Here is a 17,303-nt window from a genome sequence, read left to right on the forward strand (position 1 = left end):
GAGTTGCCGTGTCACTTAAACGGCTCTCAGATCGGGCAGCAGGCGGTCGAATTCCCGCCTCACCACGCCGTAGCATTCGCACACGCGTTCCTCCAGGCCCGACCGGTCAACCACTTCGATATGGCCATAGCTGTAGCGGATCAAGCCCGCGTCCTGCAGCTTCATGGCCGCTTCGGTGACACCGGACCGGCGTACGCCGAGCATGTTGGCAATCAACTCCTGGGTCATCTTGAGTTCGTTTGACGGCAAGCGGTCGATACTCAGCAGCAACCAGCGGCACAGTTGCTGGTCGATCGTGTGATGCCGGTTGCAGACCGCCGTTTGCGCCATCTGCGTGATGAGTGCCTGCGTGTAACGCAGCAACAAGCGCTGCACCGGGCCGGCACGATGAAACTCTTCTTTCAGAATGCGCGCATCGAGCCGGTATGCCTTTCCGGCGCTTTGCACGACTGCGCGGCTAGGCGTCGTTTCGCCGCCCATGAAGAGCGCGATACCGATCAACCCCTCATTGCCGACAATCGCGATCTCGGCCGACGAGCCGTCTTCCATCACATAGAGCAGCGAGACGATCGCGGTAGTGGGGAAGTAGACATGGTCGAGCCGGTCACCCGATTCGTAGACGACCTCCCCGAGCGGCATATCGAGCGCGATGAGGTGCGGTACGATGCGTTCCCACTCTGCTTTCGGCAGCACGGAAAGCAGATGGTTATCTTTCGGTTGATGTGTGGTCAACATGAACCACCCCACAGTGTCCTGCCGAAAAATGACTTCGCATTCGCAGAACTGATCTGAAAAGTTTTCGGGCCCTCCTGGCGGGGCGGTTGCGAAATCGACTGGAAAGCGGTTTGGAAATCGCTGGTGCATACAGGGCCAGCAACCATTCTGGCACGCTTCGTGGTGCGCGTCTGTACGGTGGCGTTCACGCCTTGAACGCATGGCTCATGCAACCCAGCTGACAGCCATCGCGATGACCGTAACCGCCATCACACCGGTGGCAATCCAGCCGAGGACGCGCAGCGTCAGCGGCAGCGTGAAGCGCGACATGATGCCGGTGCGCATCGACAGATGCATCATGACGATCATGACCGGCACGGCGACCACCCCGTTAAGCACGGCGCTCCAGAAGAGCGCCTTGACCGGGTCGATCGAGGTGAAATTCAAACCGACGCCGATCGCTGTCGCCATGGCGATCACGCCATAAAACGCCTTCGCCTGCAGCGGCAGACGGGCCAGACCGACCCGCCATGCGAACAGTTCACCCACCGCGTAGGCGCCCGAGCCGGCCAGTACCGGCAGCGTCAACAAACCGGTGCCGATAATGCCGGCCGCGAAAATGACAAACGTGAACGGTCCCGCCACCGCTCGCAGCGCTTCCGCCGCCTGGGCCGAGGTCTGGATATCGTTGAGCCCGTGCGCATGCAACGTCGCCGCTGTGGTCACGACGATAAAGAACGCGATGGTATTCGACAGCGCCATGCCGAGATAGGTGTCGATGCGGATTCGCGCGAACTCGGCGCGGGCTTCCCACGGCGCGTGAGTGAGCGGATGGGCGCCGGGCCGTTCCAGCTCGTCTTCGACTTCCTGTTCGGCCTGCCAGAAAAACAGGTAAGGGCTGATCGTCGTCCCCATGACCGCCACAATGGCCACGATGTAATCCGGCTTGGCCGAGAGCGGCGGCCAGAGCACCGCCCAGCCCACCTGGGTCCACGGCACTTTGACGACGAACGCGCAGATCACGTAGCTGAAGAGCGACAGGCACAGCCATTTGAGTATCGACACATAGCGCGAGTAACGCGTAAAAACTTCGAGCGTTACCGAGAGCAGGCCGAAACCGCAGACATAGAGCAGCGCGGGGCCTGAGATCAACAGCTTGAGCGCCGCGCCCATCGCGCCGAGGTCCGCGCCCAGATTGATGATGTTCGCAATCAGCAGCAGACTGACCACGCTGGTGGACAGCCAGCGCGGATAGTGCCGCCGCAAATTGCCGGCGATGCCGCAGCCGGTCACGCGCCCGATGCGCGCGCTGATTTCCTGGATCGCGGCCATCAGCGGGTAGCTGAACAGCAAGGTCCACGCAAGGCCATAGCCGAATTGCGCGCCGACCTGCGAATAGGTGGCGATGCCGCTCGGGTCGTCGTCGGAGGCGCCGGTGATAAGGCCGGGCCCCATCACCTGAAGCAGTTTCGGGCGAGTTGGCTGCTTGACCGGATCGCGGGCTAGCGTGTCCATGGCCGGGAGCTCCTGGTGGCGGGCGCGGCGCCACCACCTGTCGGATGGTTGCGGGGCCGCCGGTTCGGTCGCTGACACGCCTTCATGCGCATCGCGGCCGGCGTGACACGGCCAGCCAGCGCGCTGCTTTTGCCGATGTGAGGCGTGTCGAGTCGAGGGTGCGCCGATTCGCCGATGCAGTCGGTACGGTGTCGTACCACGCTGCCCGGCTGCCCACTCTGTATGTGCCCGGCGACGCTGCCCTAACGAAAAATCTCGGCAATGAGGTTGGCCACCGTGCGGATGCGCTCGCTATCGCGCAGGGCGGGGTGCAGCACCATCCACACATCCTGGTCGAGCGCCTTGATGTGTTTCTCGATGCAAACGAGATCGCTCGTGGTGTCGCCCGCGAGCTGGGCAAGCACGCCGAGCCCGGAGCCGCCCAGCACGCCATCGAATACGCCCATGCCGTAGCTGCTCCGAAGCGAAGGCGCAGGCGCGCCGGGCAGCGTTTTCAGCCATAGCGTGGCCGGGTGATCGGGCTGCCGGTCGTCATAACCGACAAACGACAGCTTGTCCCACTCCTTCCGGGTAATTGCTGCCTTGTGGCGCAGATAGTAGTCGCGCGAACCGAACAGCCCGAAGCGGATCCGGCCGATGCGCCGGACATACAGATCGCCCTCGTCAGGGCATTCGGACCAGAGCGCGATGTCCGCTTCCCGGCGGGCAAGGCTATACGGCCGCCGTGAGGTCAGCACCTCGATGGCGAGGCCGGGCAGCCGGTCCTGGAACGACCCGAGCAGTTTAAGCAAAATGTAAGATGGCCATTCGACGGCGTTGATCCGCACGGTGCCGTGAGCCGCAGCGCCGCCGGTCACGTCCGCGGCACGCTCGATCTGGTGGGCCAGGTCCTCCATCTGCTCGGCCCAGGCCAGCACGCGCGCGCCGAATGCCGTCACCGTACAGCCCGACGGCACCCGGTCGATAAGCGGCTCGCCCAGCCGCCGTTCAAGCTCGGTCAGGCGGCGCGACAGGGTGGGCGGACTCAGATCGCATGCCGTCGCGGCGGCTCGCATCGTGCCGCCGCGCGCGATCGCCACCAGAATCCGCAGGTCGTCCCAGTCTACGTGTTCCATTTTTGAAACGCTCGATTTTGAAATTAGGCATAGCATAACGTGGATCGCGAGGATAGCATTGGACCTGGCCATACTCGTCCCAGCATCTGACAAAGAAACCCGAGGGCTTCATTGACTTTGGCGGCAAGTGTGGCGAACCTGCCCATCACACGACTCAACGGCTATCAGTCACTACGTAGACCGAACGAGCGATACGGAGACATCAATGATTCGTCATTTTCAACCGGCGCGGCGTCGCGCTATCGTAGCCAGCGCAGCCTTCTTCGCAGTGTCGATTCTGCCGGGCGCAGCGTTCGCTCAGGCCGCCCACAAGCCGAAAGTCGCCCTGGTGATGAAGTCGTTGGCGAACGAGTTTTTCCTGACCATGGAAACCGGCGCGAAAGACTATCAGAAGCAGAACCCCACGAAATTCGATCTCGTCACGAACGGCATCAAGGACGAGACCGATACGGGTAACCAGATTCGCATCGTCGAACAGATGATCGTGTCGAAGGTCGACGCACTCGTGATCGCACCGGCCGATTCCAAGGCGCTGGTGCCGGTTCTGAAGAAAGCGGTCGATGCCGGCATCATCGTCGTCAATATCGACAATAAGCTAGACCCGGACGTGCTCAAGTCGAAGGACCTGAACATCCCGTTCGTCGGCCCGGATAACGCCAAGGGCGCACAGAAGGTGGGCGACTACCTGGCCAAGCGCCTGAAGTCGGGCGACAACGTCGCCATTATCGAAGGCGTCTCGACCACCACCAACGCGCAGCAACGCACGGCCGGCTTCAAACAGGCCATGGCGACGGGCGGCATGAAGGTCGTCTCGCTGCAATCGGGTGAGTGGGAAATCGACAAGGGCAACGCCGTCGCGAGCCAGATTCTCAATGCGAACCCGGACGTCAAGGCGCTGCTGTGCGGTAACGACAACATGGCAATCGGCGCGGTATCGGCCGTGCGCGCAGCGGGCAAGGCCGGCAAGGTGCAGGTGGTGGGCTACGACGACATCAACGCGATCAAGCCGATGCTCGCCGACGGCCGTGTTCTTGCCACTGCCAATCAGTACGCTGCCAGACAGGCCGTGTTCGGTATCGATACGGCTTTGAAGGCAATTGCTGAACACAAGAAGCAGTCGGAATTGTCGGGTGTTGTCGAAACGCCTGTCGATCTGGTCACCAAGTAAGATTGGCGTAACACGTGGCCCGCGTCGTTTGCGGGCCACCCCGCCTGATCTTTGTCTGGCTTTATCAATCTGATGTCCACTCCCAATCCATCCCTTGCCGTTGCCCCGCCCGTGCTGACTGTTCACGGCATCGGCAAAACCTACGCCGGGCCGGTGCTCGCCGATATCTCGCTGGATCTGTACGCGGGCGAGGTGCTGGCGCTGACCGGCGAAAACGGCGCGGGCAAGAGCACCTTGTCCAAGATCGTCGGCGGCCTCGTTACGCCGACCACCGGTTCAATGACGCTTGGCGGCGCGGCTTACACGCCGGGCAGCCGCAAAGACGCCGAGGCGCTCGGCGTGCGCATGGTCATGCAGGAGTTGAACCTGCTGCCGACCCTCTCGGTGGCGGAGAACCTGTTTCTGAATCGTTTGCCGCAGCGCGGCATGTTCGGCTGGATCGACCGCGCCAAGCTGCGCGAGGACGCCCGGCATGCCATGGCGCAAGTCGGGCTCGACGCGATCGACCCTGACACGCTGGTGGGCACGCTGGGCATCGGCCATCAGCAGATGGTCGAGATCGCGCGCAATCTGATCGGCGATTGCCGCGTGCTGATCCTCGACGAACCCACGGCGATGCTGACCGCCCGCGAGGTGGACCTGCTGTTCGAGCAGGTCGAACGGCTCAAGGCCCGCGGCGTGGCGCTGGTGTACATCTCGCACAGACTGGAAGAATTGAAGCGGATCGCGCGGCGCGCTGCCGTCTTGCGCGACGGTCGGCTCGTACATGTCGACGAGATGGCGAATCTCTCGGCCGACCGCCTGGTCACGCTGATGGTTGGGCGTGATATTGGCGAGCGGATCGATCTGGGCGAGCGGCGCATTGGCGACGTGGCGTTCAAGGTAGCGGGCATGACCCGCGAGCCGGTTGTGCGCGATGTGTCATTCGAAGTCAAAGCAGGCGAGATTTTCGGCATCAGCGGTCTGATCGGCGCGGGTCGCACGGAATTGATGCGGCTCGTCTACGGGGCCGATCGCGCGGATGCCGGTACGGTGCAGATCGCGCATGGCGGTGGCCCGCTGCAGACGGTGACGGTATCGTCGCCGTCGGATGCAGTGAAGAACGGCATCGCGCTGATTACGGAGGATCGCAAAGGCGAGGGCCTCCTGCTGACGCAACCTATCGCCGCCAACATCTCGCTTGGCCATCTGCGCTCGGTGTCCAAGAACGGTGTGGTGGATGCCCGTCGCGAGGCGGCGCTGGCGCGCAAACAGATCGACGCGATGAGCATCCGCAGCTCGGGGCCGTCGCAGCCAGTGTCGGAACTCTCCGGCGGCAACCAGCAGAAGGTGGTGATCGGTCGCTGGCTCGCGCGCGATTGCACGGTGTTGCTGTTCGACGAGCCCACACGTGGCATCGACGTCGGAGCGAAGTTCGATATCTATGCCCTGATGGGGGCGCTTGCGCGGGAAGGCCGCGCGTTGGTGGTGGTGTCGAGCGATCTGCGCGAATTGATGTCGATTTGCGACCGGATCGGGGTGATGTCGGCGGGACGGATGACGGGTATGTTCGAACGCGGAAGCTGGACCCAGGACGCGCTGCTCGCAGCGGCGTTCGCGGGCTATACGAAACGCGACGCGCTGCTGCACGACCCGATCGAACCCGACGCCAAAGCGCCTGACTCAGCGGCGCCCGATCAAAAATCTGTGGAGTATTGAAGCATGACTGCACCAACCAGCCTGCCTTCCGTGCAGAACGAACCGCCCAAGGACGCGAAGCCGATCGGCACGCGCCTTGGATTCTCGAACTATATTGGCCTGCTCGGCGCGTTGCTCGGGATGATCGTCCTGTTCTCGCTGCTGAGCTCGCACTTCCTCAGCTACGACACGTTCAGCACGATCGCGAACCAGATTCCCGATCTGGTTGTGATGTCGGTCGGCATGACCTTTGTGCTGATCATCGCCGGGATCGACCTGTCGGTCGGCTCCGTGCTGGCGCTCGGCGCGGCGCTTACGAGCGTGGCGGCCTTGCAATGGCACTGGCCGGCGCTGCCTGCCGCCTTGCTCGGCATGGCGGGGGCGGCCTTGACGGGCTGCGTGACCGGCGCGATTACCGTGGCCTGGCGGATTCCGTCGTTCATTGTGTCGCTCGGCGTGCTCGAGGCGGCCCGCGGTCTCGCGTACCAGATGACCAACTCCCGCACGGCCTATATCGGCGATGCGTTCGATTTCCTGTCCAACCCGATTGCGTTCGGCATTTCTCCCGCGTTCCTGATTGCGATCGTTGTGATGGTCGTCGCGCAGTTGGTGCTGACCCGCACGGTGTTCGGGCGTTATCTGGTCGGCATCGGCACGAACGAGGAAGCGGTGCGCCTCGCGGGCGTCAACCCACGTCCGTACAAGATTGCTGTGTTCGCGATGATGGGCTTGCTGGCCGGCCTCGCGTCCCTGTTCCAGATTTCGCGGCTCGAGGCTGCCGACCCGAATGCCGGCGCGGGCATCGAATTGCAGGTGATCGCGGCGGTCGTGATCGGCGGAACGAGCTTGATGGGCGGGCGCGGCTCGGTGATCAGCACCTTCTTTGGCGTGTTGATCATCTCGGTGCTGGCCGCGGGTCTTGCCCAGATCGGGGCGACCGAGCCGACCAAACGCATCATCACGGGGGCCGTGATTGTCGTGGCCGTCGTGCTGGATACGTATCGAAGCCGACGTCGCGCTGCATAAATATTGACCCATTAATGACCGTCAGCGACCTTTCGTGAACGGTCAGCAGGAGAGTGAACGTGTCGAAAGAAGTGAAGCCGGGCCGCGTGCTCGTGGTGGGCAGCATCAATACCGACCTCGTCGCCCGTGCACCGCATTTGCCGCGACCGGGCGAGACGATCAGCGGACAGGAGTTCTCGCAGGTTGCCGGCGGCAAGGGTGGCAACCAGGCCGTGGCGGCCGCCCGCATCGGCGCGCGCGTGGCGATGGTTGGGCGCGTGGGGAAGGATGCGAACGGCGCACAGCGGGTCAAGGATCTGGAAGCTGAAGGAATCGATTGCGCGGGTGTCGAGGTCGATGCCGTGCAGCCCACGGGCGTCGCCATGGTCACAGTCTCGGACGACGGCCAGAACACGATCGTGGTGGTCGCGGGCAGTAACGGTGAGCTCACGCCTGAAGGCGTTGCGCGCCACGAAGCGGCGATCAAGGCGAGCGACGTCGTGGTCTGCCAACTGGAAACGCCCTGGGATTCCGTCCACGCGACACTCGCGCTCGCCCGGCGTCTGGGCAAGATCACCGTGTTGAACCCGGCGCCGGCAACCGGCCCGCTGCCCGCGGAATGGCTGCCTCTCGTCGACTACCTCGTGCCGAACGAAGTCGAAGCCGCGATACTCGCCGGCCTGCCGGTCGAATCGCAAAGCGGTGCGAGAAGGGCGGCGCTGGAGCTGCAACGCGGCGGCGCCCGCAACGTGATCGTCACGCTCGGTGCGCAAGGTGCCTACCTGTTGCCGGAAGGCGGCGAAGGCATGCATTTTCCCGCGCCGCAGGTGAAGGCCGTGGATACGACCGCGGCCGGCGACACCTTTATCGGTGTCTTTGCAGCGCAACTCGCCGCCCGGCAGCCGCTGGAAGGCGCAATCAGCCTCGCGCAACGCGCTGCTTCGATTTCGGTCACGCGCGCTGGTGCACAGCCATCGATCCCGACTCGCGCGGAAGTCGAAAGCGCAGCCTGAAACGGATGCCTGTTGTGACATGAGGCAGTCCGGCCTGCAACTCTGCGTAGCTTGACGTTGAATGACCGGCACCATCTCCGGATGGTGTTCCCCCTGGTTTGATCGCGATCTCTACTGGAATAAAAGGACCAAACATGAAATCACAATGCATAGGCATCCTGATGATAACGTCGCTGCTCGCCGCATGCGGAGGCAACGTGACGACCACCGATCCGCTCGCCAACGCGCCGAAGGTGATCATCGATTCGGACTTCAACACGATGGGCGACGACGGCCAGTTGTTCGCCATGACCACGCAACTGATGGGGCAGGGCAAGGTCAACCTGCTCGGGCTGACCGTTGTGACCGGCAATGACTGGTTGCTCCAGGAAGAAGCGGATGCGCTGAAGGCGGTGGAGCGCATGGGCGTGCAGAACGTAGTGGGCGTCTACGGCGGCGCCGACTATCCGTTGCAATACGATGTGGCGAGCATTCGTGCACAGCAGGCCGCCAACCCGCAAGGCTACTTCGGCGCATGGATGCGGACGGAACCGACCCAGCAGTCCCAGCTTGTGGCGCCGCCGGACGGCTTCGCGGTGTCGACGAAACTGCAGACGCAAAGCGCCGCGGACTTCATGATCCAGACCATCAAGCGCTATCCGAATCAGGTCACCATTCTCGAGGTCGGGCCACCCACCAATCTCGCCACGGCCATCAAGAAGGCGCCGGAGATCGTGCCGCTGATCAAGCAGATCGTCTACATGGGCGGCGCGATGGCGGTGCCGGGCAATGCGAATGCGGTGGGAGAACTCAACTGGTGGTTTGATCCGCTTGCCGTGCGCACGGTTCTTCAAACCACGATTCCTCAGGCCGTCATTCCACTCGACGTCACGAATACGGTGCCGCTCACGCAGAGCGTGTACGACCAGATCGTCAACAATCCGAGCAAACAGACCGCGGTCACCAAGGCGTACGGCATCGCCAACGCAGGCGCATTCGCCAACAACACCGATCTGTTCGATACCTTGACGATCGCTTATTTCATGGACCCGACCTACGCCACGCAAACGAAGAGCGCTTACCTCGATATCGACACCACGAGCGGCGAGGATCAGGGACACGTGACGGTCTACCCCGATCAACCTGCAGCGGGCGCGTCACCGAACAAGATCACGTACGTCACGCAGTTCGACAACAATCGGTTCTTTAGTCTCTATGTCGATCTGCTGACGCGGCCTGTGCCGATTACGTTGCCTTGACGAGGAAGGACATACACATGCGCGGCGGATTATTCGCAACGCAGGGCCGCGGTCCCGCTCAGACCCGGCCCGGATCGAGCAGGTTCGAGGTGAAATCGCAGCACTGCGCGGCGAGCCTTGCGATTTCGGCATTCAGCGAGTGCGGTTGCTCCGCGCGATGCATCGCGACGTATGAGACAGGCGGCAGCGCCGGTTGCGTCTGAATCATGCCGAGCGCGCCGCGTGTGACCATGTGGTTCAGGCACGCCTTCGGCAGATAGCTGATGCCGAGGCCCGACAGTGTCAGTCCGATCTGCGCGATCAGACTGTTGCTCGCGAGAATGCGTTGCATGCTGACCCCGTGCTCCTGCAGGAAGCGGCTATAGATAAAGCCTGTCCCCGACAGACCGCCCTGCAGGATCAGCGGGTACTGCGCAATCTCGGTAAGCGGAAGGACGTCCTGCTTCGGCGCCAGTGCCGGCGCGCACATCCACGCGTTCTCCACTTCGCCGACCTGCGTCATGACGAATGACTCGGTGCTGTGGATTTGCGGCACGACGATGATATCGATCGTGTCGTCCGCGAGCCGGTCGCGCAGCGTCGCGTTCAAATCCACCTCGGCTTCGACCACGACCTTCGGATACGCCGCCTGGATCGCGCCGATCAGCCGGGGCAGCCACGTCAAGGCGGTCAGCTCCGTCACGCCGATGCGGACCTGACGCACCAGCGCCTCCTTTGAACTGATCCGCTCGACGATCTGGTCGCGCCGTTCGAGCAGTTCTTTCGCGTAGGCGAAGAACTCGGCGCCTTTCTCGGTCAGCCGCGCGCTGCGGTGCGCGCGGTCGAATACCGTCAGGTCGAAGGCGCGCTCGAGCTCCTGAATCCGCTTCGAAACGGCCGACTGCGTGGTGTTGAGGCGGCTCGAAGCGGCCTCGAACGAGCCCAGTTGCACAATCCAGTAGAGCGCTTCCATCTGCTTGAATGTCAGCATCGCGCTTTCCTTTGCATGAATTAAAGCGATAGTTTCTCATACAAAAAAATCGCTTTTTTTACTTATTTCGGCTGCTTAAGGTTCCTCCATCGCCCCGCCCCCAATCTGGAGAGAGCATGGATACCGTCGTCGAAAGCCCGCCTGTCAACCATATCGAGCGCAAACCGCGTGTCGGACTCGCATGGCAGATACTGATCGGTCTCGTCATTGGCGTCGCCACGGGACTTGTGTTGAACCACTTTCCGCAAATGCGGGACGCGACCATTTCAGGGCTGTTGCAGCCCGCCGGCGACATCTTCATCAAGCTGATCAAGATGATCGTGGTGCCGATCGTCTTCACGAGCATGGTGGTCGGAATCGCCGGTGTCGGCGATGGCAAATCGTTCGGGCGCATCGGCCTGAAAACCCTCGTCTACTTCGAGGTGATCACCACGATTGCGATCCTGCTCGGGCTCATTCTCGGCAACGTGCTGCAGCCAGGCGTCGGCACCGACATGTCGCAGCTCGGCCACGCCGACATTTCCCGCTATCAGCAGGCAACGCAGCAGGTGCAGGGTCATCATGGCCTGATGACGCTCGTGCTTGGCGTGATTCCGGACAATATCCTCGCTTCGATGGCCAAAGGCGACCTGCTGCCGGTGATCTTCTTCTCGGTGTTATTCGGCCTCGGTCTGCAATCGGTCCCGGAAGAATTCCGCAAGCCGGTGATCTCCATGCTCAAGGGCGTCGCGGAAGCCATGTTCAAGGTGACGAACATGGTGATGCGTTACGCGCCGATCGGCGTGTGCGCGCTGATCGCGGTGACCGTGGCGAGTTTCGGCTTCGGTTCATTGTTGCCCTTGCTCAAGCTGGTGGCCGTCACGTATCTGGCGATCGTGCTGTTCGTGCTTGTCGTGCTTGGTATCACCGCCCGGCTGTTCGGCTTTCGTATCTTCACGTTGCTGCGGGTTATCAAGGACGAGCTCATCATCGCGTTCTCGACCTGCAGCTCGGCAACCGTGCTGCCGCAACTGATGAAGAAGATGGAGGACTACGGTGTGCCGAAAAGCATCACGACCTTCGTCGTGCCGACCGGCTACACGTTCAATCTCGACGGCGCATCGATCTATCTCGGCATCGGCACGTTGTTCGTCGCGCAGTTGTACGGCATTCATCTTGGCTGGCAGGAGCAGATGGTCCTGGTATTGACGATGGTCGTGACGTCCAAGGGTGCGGCCGGCGTGCCGGGCTTCATGTTCGTGATTCTTCTCGCGACGCTTGCGAGCGCGGGGTTGCCGCTCGAAGGGCTTGCGTTCATTGCCGGCGTGGACCGCGTGATGGATATGGGACGTACCGCGCTGAACGTGGTGGGCAACGCGCTTGCGCCGCTCGTCATCGCCAAATGGGAGCGCCAGTACGACGCGGAGAAGGGCAAAGCGTATCTCGCGTCGCTTGATGCTTGAGCGGGCACGGTTCGCAGCACGACAATCACTGAGTAGATAGAGAGATCAGGAGCATTCAGATGAGCAGCAATCAAGGCGAGTTCTTTTCCGAGTCGTTGATGCAGGAGATCAAGGCGCGTTTCCACCATGTCGACCACGACATCGACGGGAGCGAGCGACTCTTCTTCGACAACGCGGGTGGCTCGTTCCGCCTCAAGGCGGCCGTCGACGCGTTTGCGCGAATCGATGCGCTGCCCGATTGCCCGGAGCGCATCCACGCACGTGCACGTTATCTTCAGGACGTTCAGGCGCGCGGTGAGGCGGACAGCCGCACGATCCTCAACGCGAAGGACGGCAGCATTTATCCCTCGTTGACTGCGTCGGGCGCGATGTTCGACATGGTGCGCGCGATTATGGAAAACGTGCCGGGCACCAACGCCGTCACGACGATCCTCGAACATCCGTCTTCTTTCGATGCAATGACGTACTACGCGCAACGCACGGGCAAGTCGTTGCGTGTTGCGCCCAGCAATCCGGAGACGGGCGGGGTGGACGTGGACGAGATTCTGTCGTTGATCGACGCGGACACGGCGCTGCTCAGCGTGATGTACGCATCGAATATTTCCGGCGCCAAGTTCGACATCGCGACGCTTGTCGAGCGTGCGCGAGAAAAGAAGCCCGGACTCTTCATCGTGGTGGATGCGGTCCAGCACGCGCCGCATGGTGTCATCGATCTGCAGAAGACGCCGGTAGACGGTATCAATTTCGCGCCCTACAAGTTTTTTGGTTGCCGCGGCTCCGGCATTTCGTGGCTGTCGCCGCGGCTGGCCGCGCTGCCGCATCACCGCCTCGACGCGAAGCAGGAAGGCGTGTGGGAACTCGGCAGTCCGGCGCCCGCGCAGTTCGCGGTCGTGACCGAGATCGTCGAGTACGTGACGTGGATCGGTGGCCAGTTCAGCGATGCCGCCACGCGCCGTGAGCGTTTCGTGGAAGGGATGAAGCGCATCGAGTTGCACGAGCGTGCGCTGCTGGCGGCGTTGCTCGACGGTCAAGGTGGGCGGCGCGGTTTGCGGCGACTCGATGGCGTTGAGGTGTTCTGGGATCATGCCGATCTTACGAAGCGCGACCTGATCCTGGGTATCGGCTTCGCGAATCTGAGCCCGACCGACGCAGTGCGCGAGTACGAGAAGCGCGGCGTAATCGTCTACGAACGGATCGCCTCGAGTCTGTACTCTGGCCGCATGCTGAAGTCGTTCAATCTGGCGGGCGCAGTGCGGATTTCGCCGTTGCATTGCCATGCACCCAGCGACGTCGAACGCTTTCTTTCTATTACAGAAGCGCTGACGACACTGTAAGGCTGTCAGGCAACGGTGCCGCGCCCATACGCAGACCCCAATTACGGGGCGCACAGAAAGTATTGCGCCCCTTTACTTACGCGCCTCACTCAATACTTCTACCGCGCCGATGCATCAACGCTTACCGCCGACGCTTACAGCACCGCAGGTAATCCGTAGAAACACAACCGTAGCCAAACTGTAGCGTCGTTTGTCTAGGATGCCTCCATCGCCCATGTATCGATCAATGGAGGTACCGGATGCTCAGCCACCACGAACTTGCGACACTCATGCTGCTTGGCGACACGGACAAGCGGCTGGAAGCTTTTGATCCGGACGTACTGGCCTTACGCCGTTACGAGTTAGTGGAAGTCCGGCAGCGTGGCCGCCAAGGTTCGACACTGCAGTTGACCCGTCAGGGTCGTGAATTACTGGAGCGTCTGCGCACCGGCGCACCGCAATGAGCCGAAGACGGCGCGATCGGAACTCACCCCGCATGCCCGACCGTGTGCATCGCGCCGCCGCCGAAACCCGGCCAGGAAGACCCATCCCTTACGTAGGCTCACGGCCTGCCAAACGTTTGCGCCATTTGAGCGATTATGTCTGACGATTGAGAGGGTTAAAGATTTGCGTTTTGCATGTCGTTATCCAGTCAAATAAGTCAGGACCATCGCACATACCCGTGCCTCATGAAGACGCGGGATGCGCGAGGCAATAGCTCTACGGGGGATTGAATTTTGAATCAGCAACGATCGCCATGGTCGCGCGCAGCGGCTCCGGGCGAAGTCATCTATTCCGAAGGCTTCGCAGGCGACGCCGTCATCTACGTAATCGCAGACGGCAAAGTCGAAATCTCCACTCAATGCGACGAAAAGAAAGTCATTCTCGCCACGCTCGGCAAGGGTGAATTTTTTGGCGAAGCCTCGTTGTTGCCGGCCGAACCACGAGCGCACACCGCGAAAGCCATCAGCTTCTGTCAATTGACCGTCATCGCGGCAAGCGTGGTGGAAGAGGAGCTCGAGCGCGTATCGCCGCTGCTGCGCCATATCGTGCGCACGATGATTCGACGCGTGAAGAAGAAGGACGATGTCCTTGCCACCAACACGCATGCTGATTTTCTGCCCGGTGTTCTCTCCTACGCGCATGTGCTGTCGCTGATGGCGGGGATTGAGAGCGCGGACCGGGTGGACGGACGCTCGCGCCGCGGTCAGGGGGAGGAGTGCTCGGTGCCGCTGCCCGAAGTCATCAAGAAGTGTCATGCGATTGCCGGTCATTCCCGTCCGCATGTGATGGCGATGCTCAAGCGCATGGAAAAACTCAACCTCGTCACGCTCGAACCAGGCCGCTCCGATCGCGTGAGCACCTTGTCGGCGCGCTATTCGGCGCAGGACGGCGCAGCCGGCCGGCAGCTCGTGACGTTCGATCCCGTACGGATCACGGAACGGGCTCAGCAGGTGGCGGACCACGATCTCGACGTGTCGATCAATAGCGAACTGGAACTGATCGAACTGGCCGACCTGGAAGCCCTGATCGGCGTCGACAAGAATCTGATTCTCAACAAGCTCTCGCATGCGGAAATCGCCGAAGACATCTTCGCTTTCCGCAAGACCAAGGTGTTGAATTACGTCGAGGAAAAGGGCATCACGTATTTTTCCAAGCGTGCTCCCCGTGGTGCAAGCGAGTTGAAGTCGCTGGCCGATCTGGAGTTTGTCGACCAGCGAACCTTGTTCGAAGCCATCAGCGCTTTCGACACCTATGACCTCGCGAAACTGCTTTCCGCCGTGACCGGCGAGCCGATCTGCGATCGCCTGTTCTCGGTGATGACCGAAGCGCGCAAGAAGGAGGTGTCGTGGGTCATGCGCCGTGAGATCAAGATCGATCCGCTCGAGATCGCCGAGATCGAGGAGCGCTTCATCGAGACCGTGCGCACGATCAAATCGCCGGCTGCCGCGCCGCTTTCCAACGTGGATGCCTGACGCCTGACGGTCGGACCACGGACGCTTTCAGGTCCGGTCCGATCACTGACGCAGCCGTTCGAGGGGATGTATGGATCTTTTGACGCTATTCGGCGCGCTGTTCGGCGTGACCGCCATCGTGGCCGGATTTTCGCTCGAGGGTGGTCACTTCACCTCGCTGTTTCAGCTGGAGGCGTTCGTCATCGTTTTGGGCGGCACCTTCGGCGCGGTGATGATCCAGAACACGTGGGCGAGGTTTTATGACGGCATAAAGCAGCTGCGGCTCGCGTTCGTGAAAGCGCGGCAGGTCGACCGGCAAAGCTTGTCGATTCTGCTCGAGTGGGGCGATCAGGCGAAGCTGAACGGCATGCTCGTATTCGAGTCGATCGAGGCGGGCAACATCAATCCGTTTGCCAAACGAGGTCTCGAGCTTCTGGCCAACGGGGTGTCGACTGCCGTGCTCGAAGACGCCCTGCAACGCGAACTGGATGCCTACGAGCGCAACCACATGGCGGCTGCCCGAATATGGCAGCAGGCCGGCGGCTATGCGCCCACGTTCGGCATCTTGGGGGCGGTGCTCGGCCTGATTCAGGTCACGGGCCATATGCTCGAGCCGGCGCAACTCGGGCAGGGGATTGCGGTCGCCTTTGTGGCGACGCTATACGGTCTCGCGTTGGCGAATCTGGTCTTTCTGCCGCTGTACGGAAAGATCAGGGCACAGGTGGATAGCGAATTGCGCTTCAGACGTTTGTACCTCGACGGCTTGCTCGCGATTTCGCGCAAGGAGTCGCCCCATACGATCGAAACCCGGCTCGCGGGCGATGTCCGGGAACGATCGGCTGAGTTGCTGGGATAACCCGGGATTGCCTTGGGATAACACCGGATAGCCGGCCTCGCTCGGTCGGCGCTAGCGCGCGAGGCGCCCATTCAAACGCAATTCGGACAATTCGGAAGCAGACGTTTCGAGCATGACAATCTCCTCGGGTAACAAGCGCCTTGCGGCGGACAAAGCCGGCTATCGGCACGACGATGACGACGGCGATGGCGAGGCGCAATCCGGACGCTGGTTGATCTCGTACGCGGACCTCATCACCACCTTGATGGTGCTGTTCCTCGCGCTTTACGTGCTGCAGTTGGCGAAAACCCGGGAGCTCGAAGTCAGGATGCTCGAGCGCCGCGACGTGAAAACGGCGACGGCCGCCAGCAGCGCCCACGCTCCGGTAGCCACCGTTCCCGGCGCACCGGAAGCCGCGAGGCGGCAGCTTCTTTCCTTGCTGGCGCCGCTTCAGGACAACCGCCAGATCACGATTTCGAATGCCTCACAGGGCGTGGAAATCGCCATCAACGCAAAAATTCTCTTCAACTCGGGCGACGCGCGCTTGTTGCCGGAGTCGTTCGGCGTTCTGGAACAGATCGCAGGGGCGCTGCGCGACCGCTCAAAGAACAACATCCTCGTCGAGGGGCATACGGACAGCGTGCCGATATCGACCGCGAAGTACGAGTCCAACTGGGAGCTGTCGTCGGCACGCGCCGGCGCCGTGGTTCGATTCTTTGCCGACACGGGCATTGAAGCTCACAGAATGGCCGCCATTGGCAGGGCGGACAACTTCCCCCTGATCATCGGCGACGATGCCGCGGCGCGCGCCGCGAATCGCCGCGTCACCATCCTCGTGGAATATTGATTCGCAAGCAGAGTGAGTACGCTGCGCATCAACATGGATATCTCCACGGTCCACATGAATCAAAACCGGCCATTTCTTGCCGAATCTTACTCAGCGTTGAACTAAGCCGGACACCATGTGCCTCGCGAGCGTCCAAGGGCGCTATGCGACGCGCCAGATGTGAAGTTTTTGATCCGCCGCTCGCAAAACCCCATCGTTTGAAACGCAGCTTTTCGCCGCGTGACGCGCTTCCAGCAAGGCGCTGCGCCTGGTGAGAGGCGAAGCGGGCGCATCGCTTACGTCACACAAAAAAATGTGTGCGGCTGCCGCCTTGTCCCGCGTCCAAGCGATTCATAAATCCTCCGTCAATCCCCGTAGTGCGGGCCAGCACACATAGCGATGCAAGCGCGGGGTGCGTCAATCTCGCAACCTGTCGGCCACAACGACGGCTTGCTGTCTCAAGCTTGCGACACACCGGTCCGCGATCCGTAAAAGCTACTTTTGTGTGTTGAGACCC

The 17,303-nt window shown here is 61.8% G+C and carries 15 protein-coding genes; 11 read left to right on the forward strand and 4 right to left on the reverse strand.

The genetic code is table 11. The features are described 5' to 3' along the window. Positions 1 to 15 precede the first annotated feature (15 nt). The 3 genes from KHO33_RS00350 to KHO33_RS00360 form a co-directional block, all read right to left on the reverse strand. Positions 16 to 735 (reverse strand): Crp/Fnr family transcriptional regulator, encoded by a 720-nt coding sequence (locus tag KHO33_RS00350; RefSeq protein ID WP_200562198.1) that lies wholly within the window; start codon positions 733 to 735, stop codon positions 16 to 18. Positions 736 to 939: 204 nt separating this feature from the next. Then, on the reverse strand, positions 940 to 2,229 hold the full coding sequence (locus tag KHO33_RS00355; RefSeq protein WP_200562196.1) for an NRAMP family divalent metal transporter: 1,290 nt from the start codon (positions 2,227 to 2,229) through the stop codon (positions 940 to 942). Positions 2,230 to 2,471: 242 nt separating this feature from the next. Continuing rightward, positions 2,472 to 3,344, reverse strand: a complete 873-nt coding sequence (locus KHO33_RS00360) for a LysR family transcriptional regulator (RefSeq protein ID WP_200562194.1) — start codon at positions 3,342 to 3,344, stop codon at positions 2,472 to 2,474. A 205-nt stretch (positions 3,345 to 3,549) separates the two neighbouring features. On the opposite strand from KHO33_RS00360, the gene KHO33_RS00365 reads away from it, so the two are divergent. From KHO33_RS00365 to KHO33_RS00385, 5 genes are all read left to right on the forward strand, one after another. Further along, entirely contained in the window at positions 3,550 to 4,512 is a 963-nt protein-coding gene (locus KHO33_RS00365) for a sugar ABC transporter substrate-binding protein (RefSeq protein WP_054038992.1), read from the forward strand. 72 nt (positions 4,513 to 4,584) lie between these two features. Next, complete coding sequence (locus tag KHO33_RS00370; protein ID WP_200562190.1) at positions 4,585 to 6,210, forward strand: sugar ABC transporter ATP-binding protein; 1,626 nt, start codon at positions 4,585 to 4,587, stop codon at positions 6,208 to 6,210. Between the two features lie 3 nt (positions 6,211 to 6,213). Continuing rightward, a complete protein-coding gene (locus KHO33_RS00375) occupies positions 6,214 to 7,215 on the forward strand; it encodes an ABC transporter permease (RefSeq protein ID WP_054038990.1) in 1,002 nt (333 codons plus the stop codon). 59 nt (positions 7,216 to 7,274) lie between these two features. After that, entirely contained in the window at positions 7,275 to 8,207 is a 933-nt protein-coding gene (gene rbsK / locus KHO33_RS00380; RefSeq protein ID WP_200562188.1) for a ribokinase, read from the forward strand. Between the two features lie 134 nt (positions 8,208 to 8,341). Continuing rightward, on the forward strand, positions 8,342 to 9,445 hold the full coding sequence (locus tag KHO33_RS00385; RefSeq protein ID WP_200562186.1) for a nucleoside hydrolase: 1,104 nt from the start codon (positions 8,342 to 8,344) through the stop codon (positions 9,443 to 9,445). A gap of 58 nt (positions 9,446 to 9,503) precedes the next feature. Here the strand turns inward: KHO33_RS00385 and KHO33_RS00390 are convergent, their stop codons facing one another. Further along, complete coding sequence (locus KHO33_RS00390) at positions 9,504 to 10,415, reverse strand: LysR family transcriptional regulator (RefSeq protein ID WP_200562184.1); 912 nt, start codon at positions 10,413 to 10,415, stop codon at positions 9,504 to 9,506. Positions 10,416 to 10,531: 116 nt separating this feature from the next. Between KHO33_RS00390 and gltP the strand changes: the two genes are divergently transcribed. The 6 genes from gltP (at position 10,532) to KHO33_RS00420 (ending at position 16,807) form a co-directional block, all read left to right on the forward strand. Then, complete coding sequence (gltP, locus tag KHO33_RS00395) at positions 10,532 to 11,857, forward strand: glutamate/aspartate:proton symporter GltP (RefSeq protein ID WP_054038983.1); 1,326 nt, start codon at positions 10,532 to 10,534, stop codon at positions 11,855 to 11,857. A 59-nt stretch (positions 11,858 to 11,916) separates the two neighbouring features. Next, positions 11,917 to 13,191 carry an aminotransferase class V-fold PLP-dependent enzyme gene (locus KHO33_RS00400; protein WP_200562182.1) on the forward strand — a complete coding sequence of 425 codons (1,275 nt, stop codon included), beginning with the start codon at positions 11,917 to 11,919 and terminating at the stop codon, positions 13,189 to 13,191. Between the two features lie 239 nt (positions 13,192 to 13,430). Then, on the forward strand, positions 13,431 to 13,634 hold the full coding sequence (locus KHO33_RS00405; protein WP_054038980.1) for a hypothetical protein: 204 nt from the start codon (positions 13,431 to 13,433) through the stop codon (positions 13,632 to 13,634). A 273-nt stretch (positions 13,635 to 13,907) separates the two neighbouring features. Further along, positions 13,908 to 15,146 (forward strand): Crp/Fnr family transcriptional regulator, encoded by a 1,239-nt coding sequence (locus KHO33_RS00410; protein ID WP_200562180.1) that lies wholly within the window; start codon positions 13,908 to 13,910, stop codon positions 15,144 to 15,146. 70 nt (positions 15,147 to 15,216) lie between these two features. Next, the gene (locus KHO33_RS00415; protein ID WP_054038978.1) at positions 15,217 to 15,981 is read left to right on the forward strand and encodes a flagellar motor protein; all 765 of its coding nucleotides are present in this window, start codon (positions 15,217 to 15,219) and stop codon (positions 15,979 to 15,981) included. Positions 15,982 to 16,093: 112 nt separating this feature from the next. Further along, entirely contained in the window at positions 16,094 to 16,807 is a 714-nt protein-coding gene (locus KHO33_RS00420; protein WP_200562179.1) for an OmpA family protein, read from the forward strand. The last annotated feature ends 496 nt before the right edge of the window (positions 16,808 to 17,303 follow it).

Source organism: Paraburkholderia nemoris, assembly GCF_905221015.1.
Taxonomy (GTDB): domain Bacteria; phylum Pseudomonadota; class Gammaproteobacteria; order Burkholderiales; family Burkholderiaceae; genus Paraburkholderia; species Paraburkholderia nemoris.